Source organism: Burkholderia sp. HMSC10F09 (assembly GCF_001806955.1).
Classification (GTDB): domain Bacteria; phylum Pseudomonadota; class Gammaproteobacteria; order Burkholderiales; family Burkholderiaceae; genus Burkholderia; species Burkholderia multivorans.
In genome coordinates this window covers 1-24,057 of sequence record NZ_KV786648.1, presented here as the reverse complement: position 1 = coordinate 24,057, position 24,057 = coordinate 1, and the positions used below count along the sequence as shown (strand labels likewise).

General features: G+C 62.7%; 35 protein-coding genes and 2 pseudogenes. 2 read left to right on the top strand and 35 right to left on the bottom strand.

The genetic code is table 11. The features are described 5' to 3' along the window. The 4 genes and pseudogenes from HMPREF3115_RS30835 to HMPREF3115_RS10495 form a co-directional block, all read right to left on the bottom strand. A pseudogene (locus HMPREF3115_RS30835) lies at positions 1–149 on the bottom strand (protein-methionine-sulfoxide reductase catalytic subunit MsrP); the annotation flags it as partial. Positions 150–305: 156 nt separating this feature from the next. Beyond that, positions 306–1,496: a c-type cytochrome biogenesis protein CcsB gene (gene ccsB, locus HMPREF3115_RS10505; RefSeq protein WP_053296762.1), complete on the bottom strand. Its 1,191-nt coding sequence runs from the start codon at positions 1,494–1,496 to the stop codon at positions 306–308. 4 nt (positions 1,497–1,500) lie between these two features. Next, positions 1,501–3,717, bottom strand: coding sequence for a cytochrome c biogenesis protein ResB (locus HMPREF3115_RS10500; protein ID WP_070554341.1), 2,217 nt, complete (start codon positions 3,715–3,717; stop codon positions 1,501–1,503). A 122-nt stretch (positions 3,718–3,839) separates the two neighbouring features. Further along, the gene (locus HMPREF3115_RS10495; protein WP_070554339.1) at positions 3,840–4,493 is read right to left on the bottom strand and encodes a c-type cytochrome; all 654 of its coding nucleotides are present in this window, start codon (positions 4,491–4,493) and stop codon (positions 3,840–3,842) included. A 214-nt stretch (positions 4,494–4,707) separates the two neighbouring features. Here HMPREF3115_RS10495 and yihA point away from each other — a divergent pair, with 214 nt between their 5' ends. Next, entirely contained in the window at positions 4,708–5,367 is a 660-nt protein-coding gene (gene yihA, locus HMPREF3115_RS10490; RefSeq protein WP_006407016.1) for a ribosome biogenesis GTP-binding protein YihA/YsxC, read from the top strand. A gap of 249 nt (positions 5,368–5,616) precedes the next feature. Further along, positions 5,617–6,615 carry a porphobilinogen synthase gene (gene hemB, locus HMPREF3115_RS10485; RefSeq protein WP_006407017.1) on the top strand — a complete coding sequence of 333 codons (999 nt, stop codon included), beginning with the start codon at positions 5,617–5,619 and terminating at the stop codon, positions 6,613–6,615. 114 nt (positions 6,616–6,729) lie between these two features. On the opposite strand, the gene dsbD is transcribed toward hemB, so the two are convergent. The 31 genes and pseudogenes from dsbD to rpsJ form a co-directional block, all read right to left on the bottom strand. Then, positions 6,730–8,574: a protein-disulfide reductase DsbD gene (gene dsbD / locus HMPREF3115_RS10480; RefSeq protein ID WP_070554337.1), complete on the bottom strand. Its 1,845-nt coding sequence runs from the start codon at positions 8,572–8,574 to the stop codon at positions 6,730–6,732. Further along, positions 8,567–8,893 carry a divalent-cation tolerance protein CutA gene (gene cutA / locus HMPREF3115_RS10475; RefSeq protein WP_006400637.1) on the bottom strand — a complete coding sequence of 109 codons (327 nt, stop codon included), beginning with the start codon at positions 8,891–8,893 and terminating at the stop codon, positions 8,567–8,569. The genes dsbD and cutA overlap by 8 nt, the downstream gene beginning before the upstream one ends. A 212-nt stretch (positions 8,894–9,105) precedes the next feature. Continuing rightward, complete coding sequence (gene rplQ, locus HMPREF3115_RS10470; RefSeq protein WP_006400638.1) at positions 9,106–9,501, bottom strand: 50S ribosomal protein L17; 396 nt, start codon at positions 9,499–9,501, stop codon at positions 9,106–9,108. A 139-nt stretch (positions 9,502–9,640) separates the two neighbouring features. After that, positions 9,641–10,618, bottom strand: a complete 978-nt coding sequence (gene rpoA, locus HMPREF3115_RS10465) for a DNA-directed RNA polymerase subunit alpha (protein ID WP_006400639.1) — start codon at positions 10,616–10,618, stop codon at positions 9,641–9,643. A gap of 124 nt (positions 10,619–10,742) precedes the next feature. After that, positions 10,743–11,366, bottom strand: a complete 624-nt coding sequence (gene rpsD / locus HMPREF3115_RS10460) for a 30S ribosomal protein S4 (RefSeq protein WP_006400640.1) — start codon at positions 11,364–11,366, stop codon at positions 10,743–10,745. Between the two features lie 155 nt (positions 11,367–11,521). After that, entirely contained in the window at positions 11,522–11,923 is a 402-nt protein-coding gene (rpsK, locus tag HMPREF3115_RS10455) for a 30S ribosomal protein S11 (protein WP_004197937.1), read from the bottom strand. A 28-nt stretch (positions 11,924–11,951) separates the two neighbouring features. Continuing rightward, a complete protein-coding gene (gene rpsM / locus HMPREF3115_RS10450; RefSeq protein WP_006400641.1) occupies positions 11,952–12,317 on the bottom strand; it encodes a 30S ribosomal protein S13 in 366 nt (121 codons plus the stop codon). A gap of 38 nt (positions 12,318–12,355) precedes the next feature. Next, the gene (gene rpmJ / locus HMPREF3115_RS10445; RefSeq protein WP_004199844.1) at positions 12,356–12,472 is read right to left on the bottom strand and encodes a 50S ribosomal protein L36; all 117 of its coding nucleotides are present in this window, start codon (positions 12,470–12,472) and stop codon (positions 12,356–12,358) included. Between the two features lie 21 nt (positions 12,473–12,493). Next, positions 12,494–12,712: a translation initiation factor IF-1 gene (gene infA / locus HMPREF3115_RS10440; RefSeq protein ID WP_004521905.1), complete on the bottom strand. Its 219-nt coding sequence runs from the start codon at positions 12,710–12,712 to the stop codon at positions 12,494–12,496. Between the two features lie 7 nt (positions 12,713–12,719). After that, a complete protein-coding gene (gene secY / locus HMPREF3115_RS10435; protein WP_006400642.1) occupies positions 12,720–14,069 on the bottom strand; it encodes a preprotein translocase subunit SecY in 1,350 nt (449 codons plus the stop codon). Positions 14,070–14,111: 42 nt separating this feature from the next. Continuing rightward, positions 14,112–14,546 carry a 50S ribosomal protein L15 gene (gene rplO / locus HMPREF3115_RS10430; RefSeq protein WP_006400643.1) on the bottom strand — a complete coding sequence of 145 codons (435 nt, stop codon included), beginning with the start codon at positions 14,544–14,546 and terminating at the stop codon, positions 14,112–14,114. 26 nt (positions 14,547–14,572) lie between these two features. Then, entirely contained in the window at positions 14,573–14,755 is a 183-nt protein-coding gene (rpmD, locus tag HMPREF3115_RS10425) for a 50S ribosomal protein L30 (protein ID WP_006400644.1), read from the bottom strand. A gap of 15 nt (positions 14,756–14,770) precedes the next feature. Next, positions 14,771–15,289, bottom strand: coding sequence for a 30S ribosomal protein S5 (rpsE, locus tag HMPREF3115_RS10420; protein ID WP_004197945.1), 519 nt, complete (start codon positions 15,287–15,289; stop codon positions 14,771–14,773). Positions 15,290–15,303: 14 nt separating this feature from the next. Continuing rightward, positions 15,304–15,669 (bottom strand): 50S ribosomal protein L18, encoded by a 366-nt coding sequence (rplR, locus tag HMPREF3115_RS10415; protein ID WP_006400645.1) that lies wholly within the window; start codon positions 15,667–15,669, stop codon positions 15,304–15,306. Between the two features lie 12 nt (positions 15,670–15,681). Continuing rightward, positions 15,682–16,212 carry a 50S ribosomal protein L6 gene (rplF, locus tag HMPREF3115_RS10410; protein WP_006400646.1) on the bottom strand — a complete coding sequence of 177 codons (531 nt, stop codon included), beginning with the start codon at positions 16,210–16,212 and terminating at the stop codon, positions 15,682–15,684. An 18-nt stretch (positions 16,213–16,230) separates the two neighbouring features. Further along, on the bottom strand, positions 16,231–16,626 hold the full coding sequence (gene rpsH, locus HMPREF3115_RS10405; protein WP_006400647.1) for a 30S ribosomal protein S8: 396 nt from the start codon (positions 16,624–16,626) through the stop codon (positions 16,231–16,233). A gap of 14 nt (positions 16,627–16,640) precedes the next feature. Next, positions 16,641–16,946, bottom strand: a complete 306-nt coding sequence (rpsN, locus tag HMPREF3115_RS10400) for a 30S ribosomal protein S14 (protein WP_006400648.1) — start codon at positions 16,944–16,946, stop codon at positions 16,641–16,643. A gap of 7 nt (positions 16,947–16,953) precedes the next feature. Continuing rightward, positions 16,954–17,493, bottom strand: coding sequence for a 50S ribosomal protein L5 (gene rplE / locus HMPREF3115_RS10395; RefSeq protein WP_006400649.1), 540 nt, complete (start codon positions 17,491–17,493; stop codon positions 16,954–16,956). 16 nt (positions 17,494–17,509) lie between these two features. Further along, positions 17,510–17,818, bottom strand: coding sequence for a 50S ribosomal protein L24 (gene rplX / locus HMPREF3115_RS10390; RefSeq protein ID WP_070554335.1), 309 nt, complete (start codon positions 17,816–17,818; stop codon positions 17,510–17,512). A gap of 9 nt (positions 17,819–17,827) precedes the next feature. Beyond that, complete coding sequence (rplN, locus tag HMPREF3115_RS10385) at positions 17,828–18,196, bottom strand: 50S ribosomal protein L14 (protein WP_004197951.1); 369 nt, start codon at positions 18,194–18,196, stop codon at positions 17,828–17,830. A gap of 312 nt (positions 18,197–18,508) precedes the next feature. Then, positions 18,509–18,781 carry a 30S ribosomal protein S17 gene (rpsQ, locus tag HMPREF3115_RS10380; protein WP_006400651.1) on the bottom strand — a complete coding sequence of 91 codons (273 nt, stop codon included), beginning with the start codon at positions 18,779–18,781 and terminating at the stop codon, positions 18,509–18,511. Next, on the bottom strand, positions 18,778–18,972 hold the full coding sequence (rpmC, locus tag HMPREF3115_RS10375; RefSeq protein ID WP_006400652.1) for a 50S ribosomal protein L29: 195 nt from the start codon (positions 18,970–18,972) through the stop codon (positions 18,778–18,780). The genes rpsQ and rpmC overlap by 4 nt, the downstream gene beginning before the upstream one ends. 9 nt (positions 18,973–18,981) lie before the next feature. Then, a complete protein-coding gene (rplP, locus tag HMPREF3115_RS10370) occupies positions 18,982–19,398 on the bottom strand; it encodes a 50S ribosomal protein L16 (protein WP_006400653.1) in 417 nt (138 codons plus the stop codon). Positions 19,399–19,400: 2 nt separating this feature from the next. Next, positions 19,401–20,201, bottom strand: a complete 801-nt coding sequence (gene rpsC, locus HMPREF3115_RS10365; RefSeq protein WP_006400654.1) for a 30S ribosomal protein S3 — start codon at positions 20,199–20,201, stop codon at positions 19,401–19,403. 11 nt (positions 20,202–20,212) lie between these two features. Beyond that, positions 20,213–20,542 (bottom strand): 50S ribosomal protein L22, encoded by a 330-nt coding sequence (gene rplV, locus HMPREF3115_RS10360; protein ID WP_004199272.1) that lies wholly within the window; start codon positions 20,540–20,542, stop codon positions 20,213–20,215. A 12-nt stretch (positions 20,543–20,554) separates the two neighbouring features. Beyond that, positions 20,555–20,830, bottom strand: a complete 276-nt coding sequence (gene rpsS / locus HMPREF3115_RS10355) for a 30S ribosomal protein S19 (RefSeq protein WP_004199273.1) — start codon at positions 20,828–20,830, stop codon at positions 20,555–20,557. A gap of 10 nt (positions 20,831–20,840) precedes the next feature. Further along, entirely contained in the window at positions 20,841–21,668 is an 828-nt protein-coding gene (gene rplB / locus HMPREF3115_RS10350) for a 50S ribosomal protein L2 (protein WP_006400657.1), read from the bottom strand. 2 nt (positions 21,669–21,670) lie between these two features. Then, a pseudogene (rplW, locus tag HMPREF3115_RS10345) lies at positions 21,671–21,985 on the bottom strand (50S ribosomal protein L23). Then, on the bottom strand, positions 21,982–22,602 hold the full coding sequence (gene rplD / locus HMPREF3115_RS10340; protein WP_006400658.1) for a 50S ribosomal protein L4: 621 nt from the start codon (positions 22,600–22,602) through the stop codon (positions 21,982–21,984). Before rplD ends, rplW begins: the two are co-directional and overlap by 4 nt. Continuing rightward, on the bottom strand, positions 22,602–23,252 hold the full coding sequence (gene rplC / locus HMPREF3115_RS10335) for a 50S ribosomal protein L3 (protein WP_012212557.1): 651 nt from the start codon (positions 23,250–23,252) through the stop codon (positions 22,602–22,604). Before rplC ends, rplD begins: the two co-directional genes overlap by 1 nt. A gap of 177 nt (positions 23,253–23,429) precedes the next feature. After that, positions 23,430–23,741: a 30S ribosomal protein S10 gene (gene rpsJ / locus HMPREF3115_RS10330; protein ID WP_004199280.1), complete on the bottom strand. Its 312-nt coding sequence runs from the start codon at positions 23,739–23,741 to the stop codon at positions 23,430–23,432. Positions 23,742–24,057 lie beyond the last annotated feature (316 nt).

Here is a 24,057-nt window from a genome sequence, read left to right as displayed (position 1 = left end):
CCGCTGCCGCCGAGCAGCCCGCCCGCCGCCGCGGCGCCGGCGGCCTGCAGCACGCGCCGGCGATGCTCGAACAGCGCGCGCGGCGTGATCTCGCTGCGCGCGATATCGTCGCCCGTCAGCAGGTGACGGAAAGAACGTTTGATCCACATCGTGCTGCTCCTTTGCGCGCGCTGGCGCACGCCTCATCCGCATTCGACCGGCGCCGCCGGGCGCCGTTCTGCACGCGCTGCGCGCGCGCATTACAAAAGAAAACCGCCGGGCACGCGGTGCGCCGGCGGTCTTTTGTCTGACGAGCGTCGAAACCCTTACAGCTTGCCGTAGCTATGCAGCCCGGACAGGAACATGTTGACGCCGAGGAACGCGAACGTCGTCACGAGCAGGCCCGTGAGCGCCCACCACGCAGCCACCGCGCCGCGCAGCCCCTTCATCAACCGCATGTGCAGCCACGCCGCGTAGTTCAGCCACACGATCAGCGCCCAGGTTTCTTTCGGATCCCAGCTCCAGTAGCCGCCCCAGGCTTCGGCCGCCCACAGCGCGCCGAGGATCGTCGCGATCGTGAAGAACGCGAAGCCGACCGCGATCGACTTGTACATCACGTCGTCGAGCACCTCGAGCGTCGGCAGACGATCGGCGAGCACGCCGCGCTCCTTCATCAGATAGGCGACCGACACCATGGCCGACAGCGCGAAGCTGCCATAGCCGATGAAGTTCGCCGGCACGTGGATCTTCATCCACCAGCTCTGCAGCGCCGGCACCAGCGGCTGGATCTGCTGCGCATCGCGCGCGACCGAGTACCACATCAGGAAGCCGACCGCCGCGCTGATGACCAGCAGCACGAACGCACCGAGCGCACGCGTGCCGTAGTGGCCTTCGTAATAGAGATAGAGCAGCGCGGTGATCAGGCTGAACAGCACGAACACTTCGTACAGGTTCGACACGGGGATATGTCCGACGTCGGCGCCGATCAGGTAGGACTCGTACCAGCGCACCATCAGGCCCGTGAAGCCCATCAGCACCGCGACCCACGTAAGCTTCTGGCCGATCGCCGACCCCGACGCCGAGCGCGCGAGCAGGCCGATCCAGTAGAACAGCGTCGCGAGCACGAACAGCGCGCTCATCCACAGGATCGCCGACTGGCTCGACAGGAAGTACTTGAGGAAGAACGCTGAATCGGCGCGCGCGAGATCGCCCTGATAGATCTGGATCGACAGCAGCGACAGCACCGCGATCGACGCCATCATCAGCCGCGCCGGCTTCCACCGCCAGCCGAGCGCGACGAGCGCCGGCACGGTGCCGATCAGCACGGCCTTGTCGTAGTAATCCATGTGCGCGTTGTAGTGCACGAGCGCATAGCCCGCGCCCACGACAAGCGCCAGCGCGAACAGCCAGTCGAGCGGCGACAGGCGCGCGAGGAACGGACGCTCGTCGAACGACGCGGCCGGAGCCGGCGCCTTGGCCGACGCCGGACGGGAAGAGGAGACTTGAGTGAGATCCATGATGTTACCGGGTGGAATTCTCGGAAGCGGAATCGCCGCCGACGGGCGGACGCGCCGCTGAAGCGGCACCGGCCGGCGCGGCATCGCGCGGTGCGGCGTGCAACGCGGCGCCCGCCGCATCGCGCGTCTGCACGAATTCTTTCTCGAAATCGAAGGTCTTGCGGGCCGTGGACATCGCCATCACCACGTCGACGCCGGAGCCGGCGTCCTTCAGCCAGAACCACAGACGCCGCTCGCGCACATAGAACATCGCGAAGATGCCGGCGACCAACAGCAGGCTGCCAAGATACACCAGATTCTTGCCGGGTGCGCGCGTCAGCTGAAATACCGAAGCTTGCACCTGCTTGAAGGAGTCGAGCTGCAGATAGACGGGCGCGCCATACAAAAAGCTGTCGGACAGCGCGTTGAGCGCGTTCTGCACGAAGCGGAGCGTGTCGTTGCCCTGCTGCGCGGCCGGCTCGCCGGCGCGCTCGCGCGCGATCTGCCAGACCTCCCACATCGAGCCTTCGAGCATGCGCAGCATCAGGTTCGCGGCCTTCTCCTGCTCGGCCTTCGGCACCGAACGGTCGATGAACGTCGCGACGGCCTGGAAGCCGCCGATCGGCTGGCCGTCCGCGCCGCGGCCGACGCTGTCGTCGCTCGCCGCGAAAAGGGTCAGCACCTTCTGCGCGCTGTCCTGCAGGCGCGCGCGCAGCGACGCGTCCGTGCCCGGCAGCGAACGCTGCGCGAAGCGCGCGGCCGCTTCCGCGCGCACGGCCGGATCCTCGAGCGCCGCGCGCAGACGCATCCATTCGCCGATCGAATCCTGGCTGTCGGCCGGAATGCGCATGTAGCGGAACGGATCGTTCGGGCTCGAGCGCACGCCCGCGAGGAACACGCGCTCGCCGCTCATGTCGACGGGCAGCATGTAGTTGTTGAATTCGCGCGCCTGACCGTCCTTGCCGCGGATCTTGTACTGCACCGACGGCCCGATGTTGTGCAGCTGCATCGGCTTCGAGGTCTTCGCGCCCGAGCCGAGCCGCTCGTCGAACGCCTCCTTCAGCGATGCGGTCTTCGCAACGCCGCGCACGTCCGGCTTGCCGTTCGCGTCCGCCATGTTCTCGACGTTGATTGCGCGGAAATCGGCGAACTCGATCGTGTCGCCGTCGACGCCGGGCATCTGCAGCGGCGTCGAGCTGCCGATCGTGCCCTGCACCGCGAACGGCTTCGCGCTGCCGCCCGTCATCGGATAGGCCGTCATCTGCATCTGCGAGCCGCCGTCCTGGAAGCTCGACTGATAGATCGACACGCCCTTGTACGTGAACGGCTTGTTGACCTCGACGCGCGCCGGAATCTTGCGGCCCGTCTCGCGATCGATCACGACGATGTCGCTCGCGAACAGCTTCGGCATGCCGGTCGAGTAGTAGTCGACGATGAACTTGTTCAGCTGGATCGAGAACGGCAGATCCTGGATCAGCGAGCCGCTCGGCTGGTTCAGGATCGCGGTCGACACGAACTGGCCCTCGGGCACCCAGGCGTAGCCGCGGAACGTCGGGTTCGACGCGGACAGCCGGTGGTCGGCCGAAATCTCGCTGATCGTCGCGCTCGTGTTGACGGGGCTCTTGCCGAACATCCACATCTGGAATTTGATGGGCAGATTGCTGTCGAGCAGCCCGCCGATACAGATCACGACGATCGCGAGGTGCGCGGAGATGTAGCCCCACTTCGTCATCGCGCCGCGCTTCGCGGAGATCAGCGTCGCGCCGTCGGTTTCGCGCACGACGTGCTTGTAGCCGGCCTTCGCGACGAACGCGGCGAGCGCCGCCGCCGCGGCCGCACGCGTGCCGCTCGCCGAATACTCGGCCTTGTGATGGAACGCACGCAGGCTGCCTTCACGGACCTTGTCCTTCCAGCTTTTCGCGTCGGCGAGCATCTTCGGCGCATTGCGGATCACGCACAGCGAGATCGACACGACGAGGAAGATCAGGATCAGCATGAACCACCATGCGCTGTACACGTTGTACAGGCCGAGCGCGCGGAAGATGTCGGCCCAGAACGGGCCGAACTGGTTCACGTAGTTCGGATAAGGATCGTCCTGGGTGAGGACGGTGCCGATGATGCTCGCGATCGACAGCACGACCAGCAGCGCGATCGCGAAGCGCATCGAGCTGAGCAGCTCGACCGCGCGCTTCGACGCACCATGACCCGACTTCGACTGCAACCCCGACGTGGTAACGCTCATTCAAACTCCGACTGACAACAAAAAAGGGCAAGGCGGCCGCAACGACGCGGCGCCCCACCCTTTTCTTGTTCTGACTCCGGCCGCCCTTCGGACGCCCGGTCACTCCGTTCGCATCGAACCGCTCAATGCAGGCCGGCGATGTAATCCGCGACGGCCTTGATCTCGCTGTCCGACAGACGCGATGCGATCTGATGCATCGCCTCGTTGTTGTTCCGCGCGCCGGCACCCTGCTGGAACGCGGTCAACTGGCCCACCGTGTAGTCGGCCCATTGCCCCGACAGACGCGGATACTGAACCGGAATGCCTTGCCCCGTCGGCCCGTGGCAGCTCGCGCAGGCGGGCACGCCCTTGTCCGCGATGCCGCCGCGATAGATCTTCTGGCCGAGCGCCACGGTGGCCGCGTTGCGCGCGGTGCCGGGCTTGGCCGCTTGCGATCCGTAATACGCGGCGACGTTGCGCATGTCGTCCGGACTCAGCGCGCTGGCGAATCCGACCATCACCGCGTTGTTGCGCGCCGGCCCCTTCGCGCCCGGCTGCGCCTTGAAGTCGTTCAACTGCTTGACCAGATATTCGGGATGCTGACCGGCGAGCTTCGGGAAATTGCCCGAGGCGCTGTTGCCGTCGGCGCCGTGGCACGACGCGCATACCTGCCCGGCGATCGCCTTGCCGCGCTCCAGATCCGGCTTGGCCGCATCCGCCGCGCTTGCCTCTGCTACGAAACCTACGAACCCTGCTGCAACCTGAAGCACCATCAGAGACTTGCACAGTCGATTCATTCGCACACCCTGTTTCGTCTTGTGGGAATTTGAGGTTCTGCAAAAAACGACGGCGTTCAGTCTACCGCAGAAGCCGCATAAAAGTGCGACGCAGGCGCCCCGGGGCCTTCGGTAAAACCGCCGTATTGTACAATATCGCGCTGAAAGCCCCCGCGCCTATCGGGGCTACCCCGCCTCCACCAAGCGGCTCGCGCCGCCCGTCCGTCCGGTTCCCATGGCCTTTCTGCTCCATCAAGCCCGCTTCTATACGACCGTCAATCACCTGCGCGATCTGCCGCCCACGGTGCAGCCGGAAGTCGCATTCGCGGGCCGCTCGAACGCCGGCAAGTCGACGGCGATCAACGTGCTGTGCAACCAGAAACGACTGGCATTCGCGTCGAAAACGCCCGGCCGCACGCAGCACATCAACTACTTCTCGGTCGGGCCGGCCGCGGAACCCGTCGCGAATCTCGTCGATCTGCCCGGCTACGGCTACGCCGAAGTGCCCGGCGCCGCGAAGGCGCACTGGGAGATGCTGCTGTCCACCTATCTCGCGACGCGCTCGCAGCTCTGCGGGCTGATTCTCATGATGGACTCGCGCCGTCCGCTGACCGAACTCGATCGCCGGATGATCGAATGGTTCGCGCCGACCGGCAAGCCGATCCATACCTTGCTGACGAAGTGCGACAAATTGACGCGGCAGGAGAGCATCAACGCACTGCGCACCACGCAAAAGGGGCTGGATGCCTATCGCGATCAGGGGGTCCAAGGCAAGCTGACGGTCCAGCTGTTCTCGGCGCTCAAGCGCACGGGCCTCGATGAAGCGCATGCGTTGATCGAGAGCTGGGTGCGGCCGTCCGTCGCCGACGAAAAAAACGAGCCTGTAGCACAATGAACGGCAACGCGCGGCGGGATCGGCCGCGCGCACCTGAGAGCGCCTGCGATTCGGACGGCTCATAAAAAAACCCGCCGTCGAACGGCGGGTCAAACAGCCTAATCGAAAAAAGACAGGCACCCGCTCAGGGAGGAGAAGCGGGGAGCGCCGCGCATCGCGCGTCGCCCGATCGCTATCATATACCAACGCCCCCGAAAATGACCTAAGGGTTCCGTAAGGTCTTATTGCCCTGATTTCTGCCAATTCGTCATGAGTTTCCATCCGCTTCATCGTCCGCGCCGGATGCGCCGCGACGATTTCTCCCGGCGCCTGATGCGCGAAAACCGCCTGACCACCGACGATCTGATCTACCCCGTGTTCGTCGTCGAAGGCACGAACGAGCGGCAGCCCGTGCCGTCGATGCCCGGCGTCGAGCGCGTATCGGTCGATCTGCTGATGCATGTGGCCGAGCAATGCGTCGAACTCGGCGTGCCGGTGCTGTCGCTGTTCCCCGCGATCGAGCCCGCGCTGAAGACGCCGGACGGCCGCGAGGCGGGCAATCCCGAAGGCTTGATTCCGCGCGCGGTGCGTGAACTGAAGAAGCGCTTCCCCGAACTCGGCGTGCTGACCGACGTCGCACTCGATCCGTACACGAGCCACGGCCAGGACGGCGTGCTCGACGAGAACGGCTACGTGATCAACGACGACACGATCGAGATCCTCATCGAGCAGGCGCGCGCGCAGGCCGAAGCCGGCGTCGACATCGTCGCGCCGTCGGACATGATGGATGGGCGCATCGGCGCGATCCGCGAGATGCTCGAAAGCGACGGGCATATCCATACGCGGATCATGGCGTACTCGGCCAAGTTCGCGTCCGCGTTCTACGGCCCGTTCCGCGATGCGGTCGGCTCGGCGTCCAATCTCGGCAAGGGCAACAAGATGACCTACCAGATGGATCCCGCGAACACCGACGAAGCGCTGCGCGAAGTGCGTCTCGACATCGACGAAGGCGCCGACATGGTGATGGTCAAGCCGGGCATGCCGTATCTCGACATCGTGCGCCGCGTGAAGGACGAATTCCGCTTCCCGACTTACGTCTATCAGGTGAGCGGCGAATACGCGATGCTGAAGGCCGCCGCGATGAACGGCTGGCTCGACCACGACAAGGTCGTGCTCGAATCGCTGCTCGCGTTCAAGCGCGCGGGCGCCGACGGCGTGCTCACGTACTTTGCGCTCGACGCCGCGCGTCTGCTGAAAGCGCAACGCTGATCGGCGCGCCCTGCGCGGCTGCAAAACGAAACGGCGGAACACTTCGGTGTTCCGCCGTTTTTTTGTGCGCGCCCGATCGCGTGCGGCGACATCGCCTGGCGTGCGGTTCGTTCGTTATACGGTCGGCACGGCCGCGCGATCGAGGCTGCGCAGGAACGTCTCCGCGGCCTGATAGCCGACCACGCGCGCGATTTCCTTGCCGTTGCGATCGAAGAAGATGATGCCCGGCGGCCCGAACAGGCCGAAGCGCTTGAGCAGCGCCTGATCGTCCGCATTGTTGGCCGTCACGTCCGCACGCACGAGATGCAGCTGCGCGAGCCGCGCCTGCACGCGCGCGTCGGTAAACGTCAAGTGCTCCATCTCCTTGCAGCTCACGCACCAGTCGGCGTAGAAGTCGAGCATCACCGGCTGCGCGGAACTCTTCAGCAGCGCATCGAGCTCGCCGCTCGAGCGCACTGACGCGAATGCCGGACCCTCGTGCGCCGCGGCCGCCGCTGCATCGCTGCCGGTCGCCGCCGCGCGCGACGCGAGCACCGCGAGCGGCTTCACCGGATCGGTCGAACCGGCGGCGAGGCCGACGAGCAGCGTCGCGGCCCAGATCGCGAGCGCCGCGCCCAGACCGCGTCCGAGCCGGCGCCAGATCGAGGCGGCACCCGCATTCGGCGTGAACAGCCCGAGCGCCGCCGCGGCGACGAGCAGCCACAGCGCGGCCAGCATCATCTTCAATCCGCCGCCTAGCACCGGCCATACGATCCACAGCGCGGCCGCGAGCAGCACGATCCCGAAGAACACCTTCACGCCGTCCATCCACGCGCCCGCGCGCGGCAGCAGCGTACCGGCACCCACGCCGACGACGAGCAGCGGCACGCCGAGCCCCATCCCCATCGCGAACAACGCGGCGCCGCCGAGCCATGCGTTGCCCGTATGCGCGATGAACGCGAGGACCGCGAACAGCGGCGCCGTCATGCATGCGCCGACGACGAGCGCCGACAGCGCGCCCATCGCCGCGACCGCCGCGAAGTGACCGCCCTGACGCGCGCCGGACGCTTCGGCCGCACCGTTCTGCCAGCGCTGCGGCAACGCGATGTCCTTGCCGGAGATCAGCGATACCGCAAACGCGGTCAGCAGCATGGCGAAGGCGCCGAGCACCCACGGGTTCTGCAGCCATGCACCGAGGCTCTGGCCGATCAGCGCCGCGGCGATCCCGAGCACCGTATAGACGAGCGCCATGCCGACCACGTACGTGAGCGACAGCGCGAAGCCGCGTGCGTGCGTCGCCCGCGTGCCCTGGCCGATGATGATCGCCGACACGATCGGGATCATCGGATACGAACACGGCAGCAGGCTCAGCACGACGCCTGCGACGAAGTACAACGCGACGATCGTGAAGAAGCCCCGCCCTTCGAGCAGCGACTGCGCGAAATCGGCGCTCGTGACCTTGTCGAACCAGCTGCCCTGCGCGGCCGTATTGCCCGCCGCATTCGACGCAGTGCCGAGCGCGGCGCCGTCGATCTTCACGACATGCTCGGCGGGCGGATAGCAGATGCCTTCGTCCGCGCAGCCCTGCGACGTGACGGCGAGCTCGAACGGCCCGGCCGCCTGCTTCACCGGCACGTGGATCACGACGTCGCCGCGATACGTCTCGACGTTCTTTCCGAAGGTCTGGTCGAACTTCACATGGCCGGCGGGCAGTTGCGGCTCGCCGAGCGTCGCCTGGCCGCTTTTCACCGCGAACGCGAATCGCTCGCGGTAGAGGTAGTAGCCGTTCGCGACCTTGAAGCGGACGTCGACCTGCCCCGGCGCTTCGCTGGCGCTGAACTTGAACGCGACCGTCGGATCGAGGAAATCGTCGGCCGCGCGTGCGATCGACATGCCGCCCAGCATGCACAGCACCGACAACAGGAATGCGAGGAATTGCAGCGCACGCGCGCGCACGGGAAGCGCCATACCGTTAAACATGAAAGAGACGTTGAGTTTCGCCGGCCACCCACTGACCGTAGGCGTCCGATGCGGTCGCCTGCCACGACAGGATTTCGGGCGTGTCGTACGGATGATGCGCGACGATAAACCGCTCCAGTTCGAGCGCGCGAACGGCGCTCGTCTTGAACAGCAGCTGGATCTCGTCGGCGGTCTCGACCTTGCCCTGCCAGTGATAGCGCGACTTGATCGCGCCGAGTTCCGACACGCACGCGGCGAGCCGCGCACCGAGCGCACCGTCGGCCAGCGTCGCGGCGGTCGCGGCATCCGGCACCGTCGTCAGCATCAGTACTACCACCATTCGCGCCCTCCTGATTCGCTCGCGGGGCCGGCGCGCATCCGGCGACGGCAACTCGCCGCACGCCGCGGCCCACGCTTGTCGCCCCGTATCGTAGCGCAGCGCGAGCGCGGCTGCCGGCGGCACGCTGCGACAATCGATCGCAGCTGGCGCCCGAAAAACAAAAAGGGCCAAGCAATCGCTCAGCCCTTTCGGTTACTGCTTCGTACCGAAGCTTATTCCGCTTCTTGCACGTTTTCCGTTTCGTCGACTTCCGGACGATCCAGCAGTTCGACCAGTGCCATCGGCGCGTTGTCGCCGACGCGGAAGCCGAACTTCAGGATACGCAGGTAGCCGCCCGGACGGTTCGCGAAACGCGGACCGAGCACGTCGAACAGCTTCGCGACCGAATCGCGATCGCGCAGGCGGTTGAACGCCAGGCGACGGTTCGCGAGCGACGGCTTCTTGCCGAGCGTGATCAGCGGCTCGACGACTTTACGGAGTTCCTTCGCCTTCGGCAGCGTCGTCTTGATGACTTCGTGCTCGATCAGCGAGTTGGACATGTTGCGGAGCATAGCCAGACGGTGGCTGCTCGTGCGGTTCAGTTTCCGCAGACCATGACGATGGCGCATTTCAGTTTCCTTGATTCAAAGTTTTGATCCAGCTCTTCTATCGCACCCCGAACGGGCGCACGGGCCGGTAACGAAAAAAAGCAAGATGCGGATTTTAAAGGAAAATCCGCATCTTTGCCAGCTTCAGCAACTACCGCGCTTACTTGTCGAGCCCAGCCGGCGGCCAGTTCTCGAGCTTCATGCCCAGCGTCAGGCCGCGCGAGGCGAGCACTTCCTTGATCTCGTTCAGCGACTTGCGACCGAGGTTCGGCGTCTTCAGCAGCTCGTTTTCCGTGCGCTGGATCAGATCGCCGATATAGTAGATGTTCTCGGCCTTCAGGCAGTTCGCGGAACGGACCGTCAGCTCGAGATCGTCCACCGGACGCAGCAGGATCGGATCGATCTGCGGTGCGCGCGACGGTGCCTCGGCAGCGGTTTCCGTGCCTTCCAGCGCCGCGAACACCGACAGCTGGTCGACGAGGATGCGCGCCGATTGACGGATCGCCTCTTCCGGCGTGATCACGCCGGTCGTTTCGATGTTCATCACGAGCTTGTCGAGGTCGGTACGCTGCTCGACACGCGCGCTTTCGACCGCGTAGCTCACGCGGCGAACCGGCGAGAACGATGCGTCGAGCACGATGCGGCCGATGATCTTGGCCGTGTCTTCGCCATAGCGACGGACGTTGCCCGGCACGTAGCCGCGACCCTTCTCGACCTTGATCTGCACGTCGAGCTTGCCGCCCTTCGACAGATGCGCGATCACGTGATCCGGGTTGATGACTTCGCAATCGTGCGCCAGCTCGATATCGCCGGCGGTGACGACGCCCTCACCTTCCTTGCGCAGGGTCACCGTCACTTCGTCGCGGTTGTGCAGCTTGAACACCACGCCCTTCAGGTTCAGCAGCAGGTTGACGACGTCCTCTTGCACACCATCGAGCGTCGAATACTCGTGAACCACGCCCGCGATCGTGACTTCCGTCGGCGCGTAACCGACCATCGACGACAGCAGCACGCGACGGAGCGCATTGCCCAAGGTGTGGCCGTAGCCGCGCTCGAACGGCTCCATGACCACCTTCGCATGGTTCTCGCCCAGCGATTCCACGGCGATGATCTTGGGTTTCAACAAACTGGTTTGCATAGGTTTTCCTTTTCAATACCCTCGGCTCGTTACACCGATAAGGCTGACCGGTAACACCCTGAAAATAAACAGCCGAGGTCACCCCTTGCTGCACGCAATCGGGGTACCTCGGCCGTCAATCGGATTAACGCGAATACAATTCGACGATCAGGCTTTCGTTGATGTCGCCGCCGATGTCGGCGCGTTCCGGCACTTGCTTGAACGTACCTTCGAACTTCTTCGCATCGACTGCAACCCAGCTCGGCATGCCGCCTTGCTCGGCCAGTGACAGCGCTTCGATGATACGTGCCTGCTTCTTCGCCTTTTCGCGGATCGCGATGACGTCGCCTGCCTTCACTTGCTGCGACGGCACGTTCGCGACGATGCCGTTCACCGTGATCGACTTGTGGCTGACGAGCTGACGCGCTTCAGCGCGGGTCGAGCCGAAGCCCATGCGATACACGACGTTGTCGAGGCGCGATTCGAGCAGTTGCAGCAGGTTTTCACCCGTGTTGCCCTTGCGGCGGTCGGCTTCGGCGAAGTAGCGGCGGAACTGACGCTCCAGCACGCCGTAGATACGCTTGACCTTTTGCTTTTCACGCAGCTGCGTGCCGTAGTCGGACGTACGTGCGCCCGAGGTACGGCCGTGCTGACCCGGCTTGCTGTCGAGCTTGCACTTGTCGGCGAGCGAGCGACGCGCGCTCTTCAGGAACAGGTCGGTGCCTTCACGGCGGGACAGCTTGGCTTTAGGGCCGATATAACGTGCCACTTTGCATTCCTTTTATCAATCGGTCACGCGGATCGGAATCCGCGCTAGTCCGCTCCCTTTGGGGCGAACGGTGGGCTTAGTCAATCAAAAAAGCAACGCCCGTCGACGCGGCGCGGCGACAGGCAATGCGCCAGCACGAACGTGCCAGCACATCCTTAGATACGACGACGCTTCGGCGGACGGCAGCCGTTGTGCGGAATCGGGGTGACGTCCGAAATCGCGGTGATCTTGATGCCGAGGCCGTGCAGCGCGCGCACTGCCGACTCGCGACCCGGGCCCGGGCCCTTGATCCGCACTTCCAGATTCTTCACGCCGTATTCCATCGCGACGCGGCCAGCCGACTCGGCTGCGACCTGAGCAGCGAACGGCGTCGATTTGCGCGAGCCCTTGAAGCCCTGACCGCCCGACGTCGCCCATGCCAGTGCGTTGCCTTGGCGATCGGTGATCGTGATGATCGTGTTGTTGAACGACGCGTGAACGTGAACCACGCCTTCAGCGACGTTCTTCTTAACCTTCTTGCGAACGCGTTGCGCCGCGGTGTTCGAAGCCTTAGCCATTACGTTTTCCTGTAACTGTCAGTTCCGCTTACTTCTTCAGCGCTTGCGCTGCACGACGCGGACCCTTGCGGGTACGTGCGTTCGTACGCGTACGCTGACCGCGCATCGGCAGGCCCTTGCGATGACGAACGCCACGGTAGCAACCGAGATCCATCAGGCGCTTGATGTTCATCGTCACTTCACGGCGCAGATCGCCTTCGACGACAAACTTGCCCACTTCTTCACGCAGCTTTTCCAAGTCTGCGTCGGTCAGATCCTTGACCTTCTTCGAAAAATCGACGCCAGCTGCCACGCAGATGCTGCGCGAACGGGTGCGGCCGATACCGAAGATTGCCGTCAGGCCGATCTCGGTATGCTGGTGATTCGGGATGTTAACCCCTGCGATACGAGCCATTGTTTTTCCTCAAACAAAAAGCGCAAACAAACGCGCGGTCAGCCTTGGCGCTGCTTGTGGCGCGGATCCGAGCTGCAGATCACGCGAACGACGCCTTTGCGCTTGATGATCTTGCAATTGCGGCAAATGCGCTTAACCGATGCCATCACTTTCATGATAATACCCTTTTTTCCAAATCACTTCGCCCGGAACACGATCCGCGCACGAGACAGATCGTAAGGCGTCAATTCAACCGTCACCTTGTCGCCCGGCAGGATGCGGATGTAGTGCATCCGCATCTTTCCGGAGATATGCCCCAACACGACATGGCCGTTTTCCAGCTTCACGCGGAAGGTCGCATTCGGGAGGTTTTCGATCACCTCACCCTGCATCTGGATTACATCGTCTTTGGCCATAGTCCTTTTAACGCATTGGGATGTTGCCGCCCTTGAAGTTGGCCTTCTTGAGCAGCGACTCATACTGTTGCGACATAACGTACGACTGCACCTGCGCCATGAAGTCCATCGTGACGACGACAATGATCAGCAGCGACGTTCCACCAAAATAAAACGGCACGTTCCAGCGCAGCACCAGAAATTCCGGCAGCAGACACACGAAGACGATGTAGATCGCACCGGCCAGCGTCAGACGCGTGAGGATGCGGTCGATATATCGCGCGGTCTGGTCGCCCGGACGGATGCCCGGCACGAACGCGCCGCTCTTCTTCAGGTTGTCCGCGGTTTCCCTGCTGTTGAACACCAGTGCGGTGTAGAAGAAGCAGAAAAACACGATCGCCAGCGTGTACAGCAGCACATAGACCGGCTGGCCCGGCTTCAGCGCCTCCGCGACGTTATGCAACGTGTTGGAGATCCAGCTTCCCGACGGCTGACCCGTGCTGAACCAGCCGAGAATCGTGGCCGGGAACAGGATGATCGACGACGCGAAGATCGGCGGAATCACACCCGACATGTTCAGCTTCAGCGGCAGGTGCGACGACTGCCCGCCGTAGATCTTGTTGCCGACCTGACGCTTCGCGTAGTTCACGAGGATCTTGCGCTGACCGCGTTCGATGAACACGACCAGGTAAGTCACCGCGGCAATCAGAACGACGATGATGATCGCCGAAATGATGCTCATCGAACCCGTGCGCACCAGCTCGAACAGACCGCCCACGGCATTCGGGAACCCTGCTGCAATCCCGCCGAAGATGATGATCGAGATACCGTTGCCCAGACCGCGCTCGGTGATCTGCTCGCCGAGCCACATCAGGAACATCGTACCGGTGACCAGCGTCACGACCGTCGTCAGCCGGAACAGCATGCCGGGGTCGATCACGAGGCCCGGCTGGTTTTCCAGCGCAGCCGCGATACCGAACGCCTGGAAGGTCGCGAGCACCACGGTGAAATACCGCGTGTACTGCGTGATCTTCCGTTGCCCCGCCTGCCCCTCCTTCTTCAGCGCCTCGAGCTGCGGCGACACGATCGCCAGCAGCTGCATGATGATCGACGCCGAGATGTACGGCATGATCCCCAGCGCGAAGATCGTGAAACGCGACAGCGCGCCGCCCGAGAACATGTTGAACATGCCCAGGATGCCGCCCGCCTGACTCTGGAACAGCTTCGCCAGTTGATCCGGATCGATGCCCGGCACGGGGATGTGCGCGCCGATGCGATAGACGATCAGCGCCAGGAGCAGGAACATCGCTCGCCGGCGCAGATCGCCGAATTTCGCCGTGCTTCGACCGGGTTTTGCAAGACTCGGGCTGTTAGCCAAGTACCTTCTCCGATGAATGCAAGTGACGACGCGCTACGCGTGTCACTCGGCGAACGAACCGCCAGCCGCTTCGATCGCAGCGCGCGCACTCTTCGTGGCGCCGAGACCCTTCACGACGATCTTGCGCTTCAGTTCGCCCGTGGCGATGATCTTCGCGCTCTTCGTCAGCTCGCCGACCAGGCCGGCTTGCTTCAGTGCGAGCAGATCGATTTCATCGACCGGCAGCTTCTCGAGGTCGCCCAGACGCACTTCACCGACGAATTCCTTCGTCAGCGACGTGAAGCCGCGCTTCGGCAGACGACGTTGCAGCGGCATCTGACCGCCTTCGAAGCCGACCTTGTGGAAGCCGCCCGAACGCGATTTCTGACCCTTGTGACCACGGCCAGCCGTCTTGCCGAGGCCCGAACCGATGCCGCGGCCGACGCGACGCTTGGCGTGCTTGGCGCCAGCGGCCGGCTTCAGGTTATTCAATTCCATATCAACTCCTTGATCCGTAGGGCCGCTTACGCGATGACCTTAACGAGGTACGAGACCTTGTTGATCATGCCGCGGACCGCCGGCGTGTCCTGAAGCTCGCTGACCGAGTTGAGTCGGCGCAGGCCCAGGCCACGCACGGTCGCGCGGTGCGATTCGCGGGTCCCGATCAGGCTCTTGACGAGCTGAACCTTGACAGTTTTTTCAGACATGGTGACCACCCGGGCTTAGCCCAAAATTTCTTCGACGGACTTGCCGCGCTTCGCCGCGATGTCTGCCGGGGTCGACTGCTTGCGCAGGCCGTCCAGCGTCGCACGCACGAGGTTGTACGGGTTCGTCGAACCGTGGCTCTTGGCCACGACGTTCTGAACGCCCATCACGTCGAACACGGCGCGCATCGGGCCGCCGGCGATCACGCCGGTACCGTCCTTCGCCGGAGCGAGGAGAACCGTCGATGCGCCGTGCTTGCCGTGCACTTCGTGCTGGAGCGTGCCGTTCTTCAGCGGCACCTTGAACATGTTGCGGCGAGCCTGCTCCATCGCCTTCTGGACAGCGACCGGCACTTCCTTCGCCTTGCCCTTGCCCATACCGACGCGGCCATCACCGTCGCCGACCACGGTCAGTGCGGCGAAGCCGAGAATACGGCCACCCTTCACGACCTTGGTCACGCGGTTGACCGAAATCATCTTTTCGCGAAGGCCGTCGTCGCGCTCGTCAGCCTGAACTTTCGCTTGCATCTTTGCCATGACGAATTCCTTCCTTAGAACTTGAGCCCAGCTTCACGAGCTGCCTCAGCCAGCGCCTTCACGCGGCCGTGGTAGCGGAAGCCCGAGCGGTCGAAGGCGACGGATTCGATGCCGGCGGCCTTGGCCTTCTCGGCAATACGCTTGCCGATCAGCGTCGCGGCGGCGACGTTGCCACCCTTGCCCGACTTGTCTGCGAGCTCGGCGCGCACTTCAGCTTCCAGCGTCGACGCGCTAGCGAGCACCTTGGTGCCGCACGGCGAGAACACCTGAGCGTAGATGTGCGTGTTCGTGCGATGCACGGCGAGACGCGCGACCTGCAGCTCAGCGATCTTGATACGCGTCTGGCGAGCGCGGCGCAGGCGAGATTGAGTCTTATCCATGATTGCGCACCCTTACTTCTTCTTCGTTTCTTTGAGGATCACAACCTCGTCGGCATAGCGCACGCCCTTGCCCTTGTAGGGCTCAGGCGGACGGTAGCCGCGGACTTCCGCAGCCACTTGGCCGACTTTCTGCTTGTCGATCCCCTTGATCACGATTTCGGTTTGCGTCGGGGTTTCAGCCTTGACGCCTTCCGGCATCTGGTGCACCACCGGGTGCGAGAAACCCAGCGACAGGTTCAGCTTGTCGCCTTGCGCTTGCGCACGGTAGCCGACGCCAACCAGCGTCAGCTTGCGCTCGAAACCCTTGGTCACGCCGTGCACGGCATTCGCGATGATCGCGCGCATCGTGCCCGACAGTGCATTTGCTTCGCGGCTTTCGTCGGCCGGCGCCAGGTTCAGCGTGCCGTCGTTGTTCGCCACCTTCACGAGCGGGTTCACCGCTTGCGTGATCGTGCCCAGCGGGCCCTTGACGGTGATGACGCCGTCGGCCAGCTTGACTTCCGCGCCTTGCAGCGCGATCGGGCTCTTACCTACTCGAGACATGTTTCTCTCTCCTCGGCTTTAAGCGACGTAGCAGATGACTTCGCCGCCGACGCCCGTTGCGCGCGCCTTGCGGTCGGTCATCACGCCCTTCGGCGTCGACACGATAGCCACACCGAGGCCATTCATGACCTGCGGAATCTCGTTACGGCCGCGGTACACGCGCAGACCCGGCTTCGACACGCGCTCGAGGCGCTCGATCACCGGACGGCCCGCGTAGTACTTCAGCGCGATGTTCAGCTCAGCCTTCGCGCCTTCGGTCTTCACCGCGAAATCGTCGATATAACCTTCGTCCTTCAGGACTTGTGCGATTGCAACCTTGACCTTCGACGAGGGCATCGCGACCGATACCTTCTCGACCATCTGCGCGTTGCGGATGCGAGTCAGCATATCGGCGATAGGATCACTCATGCTCATTTACGTTTCTCCTATTACCAGCTCGCCTTGGTCAGGCCAGGAATCTCGCCACGGAATGCGATTTCACGAATCTTGTTGCGCGCGAGGCCGAATTTGCGGAACGTGCCACGCGGACGGCCCGTGATCGCGCAGCGGTTGCGCTGGCGGGTCGGGTTTGCGTTGCGGGGCAGTTGCTGCAGCTCAAGGCGTGCTTCGTAGCGCTCTTCTTCCGACTTGCTTTGGTCTTCGATGATCGCCTTCAGCGCTTCGCGCTTTGCTGCGAACTTCGCGACCAGGCGGGCGCGCTTCTTTTCACGTTCGATCAGTGCCAGTTTAGCCACGGTAACCTCAGTTTCTGAACGGGAACTTGAAGCTGGCGAGCAGCGCCTTTGCTTCGTCGTCGGTCTTCGCGGTCGTCGTGATGCTGATGTTCAGCCCACGCAGCGCGTCGATCTTGTCGTAATCGATTTCGGGGAAAATGATCTGCTCTTTCACACCGATGTTGTAGTTGCCACGGCCATCGAATGCACGACCCGACACGCCGCGGAAGTCACGCACGCGCGGCAGCGCAACCGTCACCAGACGGTCGAGGAATTCGTACATCGCACGGCCACGCAGCGTCACCATCGCGCCGATCGGGTAACCCTGGCGGATCTTGAAACCTGCGATTGCCTTGCGAGCCTTCGTGACGACCGGCTTCTGGCCGGCGATCTTCGTGAGGTCGCCAACGGCGTTCTCGATGATCTTCTTGTCCGCGACGGCTTCGCCAAGACCCATGTTCAGCGTGATCTTGGTGATGCGCGGCACTTCCATGACCGACTTGTAACCGAACTTCTCGATCAGGCCGGGCACAACCTTTTCTTTGTAAAACTCTTGCAAACGAGCCATTTTTTACTCCGCTGCGTCAGGCGCTCAGTACGGCACCGGTCGTCTTCAGGAAGCGAACCTTCTTGCCTTCCTCGACCTTGACGCCGACACGCGACGCCTTGCCGTTCGCGTCGACAACCGCGACGTTCGAAATGTGGAGGGGCATCGTCTTCGCTTCCACACCACCCGTCGTACCCTTCATCGGGTTCGGCTTCACGTGCTTCTTGACGAGGTTGATACCTTCAACCGTCACGCGGTCGGCGGCGACTGCCAGCACGACACCGCGCTTGCCCTTGTCCTTGCCTGCGATGACGATGACTTCGTCACCCTTGCGAATCTTGTTCATCGCGACTCCTTACAGCACTTCCGGCGCCAGCGAGACGATCTTCATGAATCGTTCGCTACGCAGCTCACGCGTCACCGGCCCGAAAATGCGGGTGCCGATCGGCTCGAGCTTGTTATTCAAAAGCACAGCGGCGTTGCCGTCGAACTTGATCAGCGAGCCGTCTTGACGGCGCACGCCCTTGGCGGTGCGGACCACCACGGCGTTGTAGATTTCGCCTTTCTTCACACGCCCGCGCGGCGTTGCCTCTTTGACGCTCACCTTGATGATGTCGCCAATGCTGGCATAACGACGCTTCGAGCCGCCGAGCACCTTGATGCACATGACTTCACGCGCACCCGTGTTGTCGGCTACTTCAAGCCGAGATTCGGTCTGGATCATGGTTTGTCTTTCCCAACTTAATCCGGATGCACCACCATGATGCATACGGTCAGTCTTGGTCCCGTCAGCCGATCGGCTGCTTGGGTTGGAACAGCAGCGACGGCAAACGAAACCCGCCATCGCAATTCGGTGAATCTTTCGGAGCAGGCTGGCGCCTGTCCGCTTCCCCCACCAACTTCGCCCGCGACGGGGCTCCCATAAAGAGGGAAGACCGGGATTATAACAAATAATCCCGGTCACGCAAGCAAAAACTTTGCGATTTCAAGCACTTCGTGGAGAAGTGCCCGTTACTGCTCTACTGCTCTGACCCGCTTAGATAACGCGGGCTGCCTCGACGAGACGCGCCACCGCCCAGGCCTTCGTCTTCGAAACAGGACGGGTTTCCTGGATTTCGACGAGATCGCCTTCGTTGTAGGTGTTCGCTTCATCGTGCGCGTGGTACTTCTTCGAACGCACGACATACTTGCCGTAGATCGGGTGCTTGACGCGGTGCTCGACCAGCACGGTGACGGTCTTGTCCATCTTGTTGCTGACGACCCGACCGATCAGCGTCCGCTTCAGCGAGGTTTTCACGCTATCGTTCATTTCTGGTTCGCCTTCTGAGTCATGACGGTCCGCACACGTGCGATGTCGCGACGAACCTTCTTCAGCTGGCTCGTGTTCGTGAGCTGCTGGGTCGCGAGTTGCATGCGCAGGCCGAATTGCGCCTTCAGCAGGTCCGCCAGCTCTTTGTTGAGCGCGGCCTGGTCTTTCTGGAGAAGTTCGGAAGCCTTCATGTTTTCTCCTTAGGCGCCGAGCTGGCGAACGATAAACGTGGTCTGGATCGGCAGCTTCGCTGCAGCCAGACGGAACGCCTCACGCGCCAGTTCTTCGGATACGCCGTCCATTTCGTACAGCATCTTGCCCGGCTGAATCTCGGCGACGTAGTACTCCGGGTTACCCTTACCGTTACCCATACGTACTTCGGCCGGCTTCTGCGAAATCGGCTTGTCCGGGAAAATGCGAATCCAGATGCGGCCGCCACGCTTGATGTGACGCGTCATGGCACGACGCGCCGCTTCGATTTGACGCGCGGTCAAACGGCCGCGACCGATCGCCTTCAGGCCGAATTCACCGAACGACACCGCGTTGCCGCGCGTCGCCTTGCCGGTGTTACGACCCTTCTGCTCTTTGCGATACTTCCTGCGTTTCGGTTGCAGCATCGTTATTCTCCAGTCTTGCCGTCTTCCGGCTTGCCGGCGCCACGGCGCGGTGCGCCACGACGAGCACCCGGAGCGCCGCCTTCGCCGTCACGGCGCGGACGACGGTCGCCCGGACGCGCATTGCGACGCGGACGCTTGTCTTCGGCTACTTCTTCCACCACCGGCGCGTCGTTGCGGCCAAGGGTATCGCCCTTGTACACCCACACCTTGACGCCGATGATCCCGTAGGTCGTCTTCGCTTCCGAAGTCGCGTAGTCGATATCGGCACGCAGCGTGTGCAGCGGCACGCGACCTTCGCGATACCACTCCGTACGCGCGATTTCGATACCGTTCAGACGGCCTGCGCTCATGATCTTGATGCCCTGGGCACCCAGACGCATCGCGTTCTGCATCGCACGCTTCATCGCGCGACGGAACATGATCCGGCGCTCGAGCTGCTGCGTGATGGAGTCGGCGATCAGCTGCGCATCGGTTTCCGGCTTGCGGATCTCTTCGATGTTGACGTGAACCGGAACGCCCATGCGGCGTTGCAGTTCCGTCTTCAGCAGTTCGATATCCTCACCCTTCTTGCCGATGACGACGCCCGGACGCGAGCTGAAAATCGTGATGCGCGCGTTCTTCGCCGGACGCTCGATGACGACGCGGCCGACCGAAGCGTTCTTCAGCTTCTTCTTCAGATACTCACGAACACCGATGTCTTCCTGCAGCATCGCCGCGAAATTGTTGTTGTTCGCGTACCAACGCGAAGCCCAATTGCGGCTGACAGCCAGGCGGAAGCCAGTCGGATGAATTTTCTGTCCCATCGTATGGCTCCTTAATTCCCGACCGTCACTGTGATGTGACAGGATTGCTTCTCGATGCGGTTACCGCGGCCCTTGGCGCGCGCGGTGAAACGCTTGAGCGATGCAGCCTTGTCGACGTAGATGCTCTTGATCTTCAGCTCGTCGATATCGGCGCCTTCGTTGTGCTCCGCATTCGCGATCGCCGACAGCACGACCTTCTTCACGATGCCAGCCGCTTTCTTCGGCGAGAACGTCAGAACGTTCAGCGCCTTGTCGACCGGCAAACCGCGGATCTGGTCAGCCACAAGGCGCGTCTTTTGCGCCGAGATGCGGGCACCGCGATGAATTGCTTTCACTTCCATCTTGATAGCCCCTTATTTCTTGGCCTTCTTGTCGGCCGCGTGACCCTTGAACGTACGGGTCAGTGCGAACTCGCCAAGCTTGTGGCCGACCATGTTTTCCGAGATGTACACCGGAACGTGTTGACGGCCGTTGTGAACGGCGATCGTCAGGCCGATGAAATCCGGGAGGATCGTCGAGCGACGCGACCAGGTCTTGATCGGCTTCTTGTCGCGCGAAGCTGCAGCCGCCTCAACTTTCTTCAGCAAATGGGCGTCGCAGAACGGACCTTTTTTAACAGAACGTGCCATTGCCTACTCCTTAACGCTTGTGACGGCGCTGGACGATCATCGTCGTCGTGCGCTTGTTGCGACGCGTACGGAAGCCCTTCGTCGGCGTGCCCCACGGGCTCACCGGGTCGCGGCCCGCAGCGGTACGGCCTTCACCACCACCGTGCGGGTGGTCGATCGGGTTCATTGCCACGCCACGCACCGTCGGGCGGATACCGCGCCAGCGGTTCGCACCGGCCTTGCCGATCTGGCGCAGGCTGTGCTCTTCGTTGCCGACTTCACCGATCGTCGCACGGCACTCGATGTGCACGCGGCGGATTTCGCCCGAACGCAGACGGACCTGCGCGTACACGCCTTCGCGTGCGAGCAGCATGGCCGACGTACCGGCCGAACGCGCCATTTGCGCGCCCTTGCCCGGCAGCATCTCGATGCAGTGGATCGTCGTACCGACCGGGATGTTGCGGATCGGCAGCGTGTTGCCTGCACGGATCGGCGCTTCCGAACCCGACATGAGCTGCTGGCCAACCGTCACGCCCTTCGGCGCGATGATGTAGCGGCGCTCGCCGTCGGCGTACAGCACCAGCGCGATGTTCGCGCTGCGGTTCGGGTCGTACTCGAGACGCTCGACCTTCGCCGGAATGCCGTCCTTCGTGCGACGGAAATCGATCACGCGGTAGTGGTGCTTGTGACCACCGCCCTGGTGACGCGTCGTGATGCGGCCGTTGTTGTTGCGGCCAGCCTTGGAGCTCTGCGTGTCGAGCAGTGCCGCGTGCGGCTTGCCCTTGTGCAGGTCCTTGTTGACCACCTTGACCATCGCGCGGCGGCCCGGCGACGTCGGTTTAACTTTCACGATTGCCATGATTACTTGGCCTCCGCTTCGAAGTTGATTTCCTGGCCGGGCTTCAGGCACACGTATGCCTTCTTCACGTCCTTGCGGCGGCCCATCGAACGGCCGAAGCGCTTTTGCTTGCCCTTCTAAACCAGCACGTTGACGGAATCAACTTCAACCTTGAACAGCAGCTCGACAGCCGCCTTCACTTCCTGCTTCGTGGCATCCGGTGCGACTTCGAACACGACTTGCTCGTTCTTGTCGGCAACCAGCGTCGCCTTTTCGGAAATCACCGGTGCGAGCAGGACCTGCATCAAACGATGATCGTTCTTGCGAATCTCGCTCATGACAGCAACTCCTCGATCTGGGCGACCGCAGCCTTCGTGACCAGCACTTTCTTGAAGTAGATCAGCGACAGCGGGTCAGCGTAGCGCGGCTCGACAACTGCCACGTGCGGCAGGTTGCGCGAAGCCAGGTACAGGTTTTCGTCGACCGTGTCGGTGATGATCAACACGGAATCGAGACCCATGGCCTTGAACTTGTCGGCCAGCAGCTTGGTCTTCGGCGCTTCGAGAACGATGTCCTCGACGACCGACAGACGGCCTTCGCGGGCCAGCTGCGAGAAGATCGAGCAGAGACCTGCGCGATGCATCTTCTTGTTGACCTTGTGCGAGAAGTTTTCTTCCGGCGAGTTCGGGAAGATACGACCACCGCCACGCCACAGCGGGCTCGACGACATACCGGCACGAGCGCGGCCCGTACCCTTCTGACGCCACGGCTTCTTGGTCGTGTGCTTGACCTGCTCGCGGTCCTTCTGCGCGCGGTTACCCTGGCGAGCGTTCGCCTGGTAAGCGACGACGATCTGGTGGATCAGCGCTTCGTTGTAGTCACGACCGAACACGACGTCCGATGCGTTGACCACTGCACCTTCCTGACCATTTTCGTTCAGGAGCTTGAGTTCCATTATTTCGCCCCCTTGGTCTTCACGGCCGGCGTCACGAAAACCTTGCCGCCCTTCGCACCCGGAATCGCACCCTTGACGAGCAGCAGCTTGCGCTCTGCGTCGATACGAGCGATTTCGAGGTTTTGCACCGTCACCGTCACGTCACCCATGTGACCCGTCATGCGCTTGCCCGGGAACACGCGACCCGGATCCTGCGCCATACCGATCGAGCCCGGCACGTTGTGCGAGCGCGAGTTACCGTGGGAAGCACGACCCGAACCGAAGTTGTAACGCTTGATGGTACCGGCGTAGCCCTTACCGATCGACACGCCTTGCACGTCGACCTTCTGGCCCACTTCGAACAGATCCGGGCCAACGATGGCGCCATTCGACAGCTCGGCTGCCTTGGCCGCATCGATGCGGAATTCCTTGAGGATTTCACCGGCTTCAACGCCGGCTTTGGCGAGATGACCTGCCAGCGGCTTCGTCACGCGCGATGCGCGGCGGGAGCCGAATGCAACCTGAACGGCGGTGTAGCCGTCGGTTTCAACAGTCTTGATCTGCGTCACGCGGTTGTCCGACACGTCCACCACGGTGACGGGAATCGAATCCCCTTCAGCCGTGAAGATACGGGTCATGCCAACCTTGCGACCTACGAGTCCAAGGCTCATCGTTTTCTCCATTCCCGACTGCGATTGGTCGGGGCTGATTTACAAAATGCCGGGTACGCAAGACCCGACTTTTTTACGCGAATGCGCGAAAAGCCTAGCATTGTAGCAAGGCTTCCCGTTTTCTGCAAGCAATCAAAGACTTAGCACCCTCCGGAACCCCGGAAGGCGCCGAAAGCCTTACTGCAGCTTGATTTCCACGTCGACGCCAGCCGGCAGGTCGAGCTTCATCAGCGCGTCGACCGTCTTGTCGGTCGGATCGACGATGTCCATCAGACGCTGGTGGGTACGGATCTCGAGCTGGTCGCGCGACGTCTTGTTGACGTGCGGCGAACGCAGGATGTCAAAACGCTGGATGCGCGTCGGCAGCGGCACCGGGCCACGGACGATTGCACCAGTCCGCTTCGCGGTATCGACGATCTCGGCGGCCGATTGATCGATCAGGCGATAGTCGAAAGCCTTCAGGCGAATGCGGATTTTCTGTTGCTGCATGACGATTCCTTGAAAAGAGCGAGGCGATATTGCATCGCCGGACACTAAAAGAACGCAAGACAGCGCACCTGCGGGGTGCGAGGCACGATGTCCCGGGACGGTACTTCCACTGCTAAGCCCGCGATTCTACACGATTTTGTCGAGCGGTGGTGCGCGTTTGTCGATACCGCGCCGCCGCCCGGCCAAAACGAAACCGGGCGCCAGCGGAACTGGACGCCCGGTTTCGGACGGTACGACTGCTTACCGTGGAATCGCGGCCCCCGTGGGAAGCCGCGGATCGCCGAATTTACTCGATGATCTTTGCGACGACGCCGGC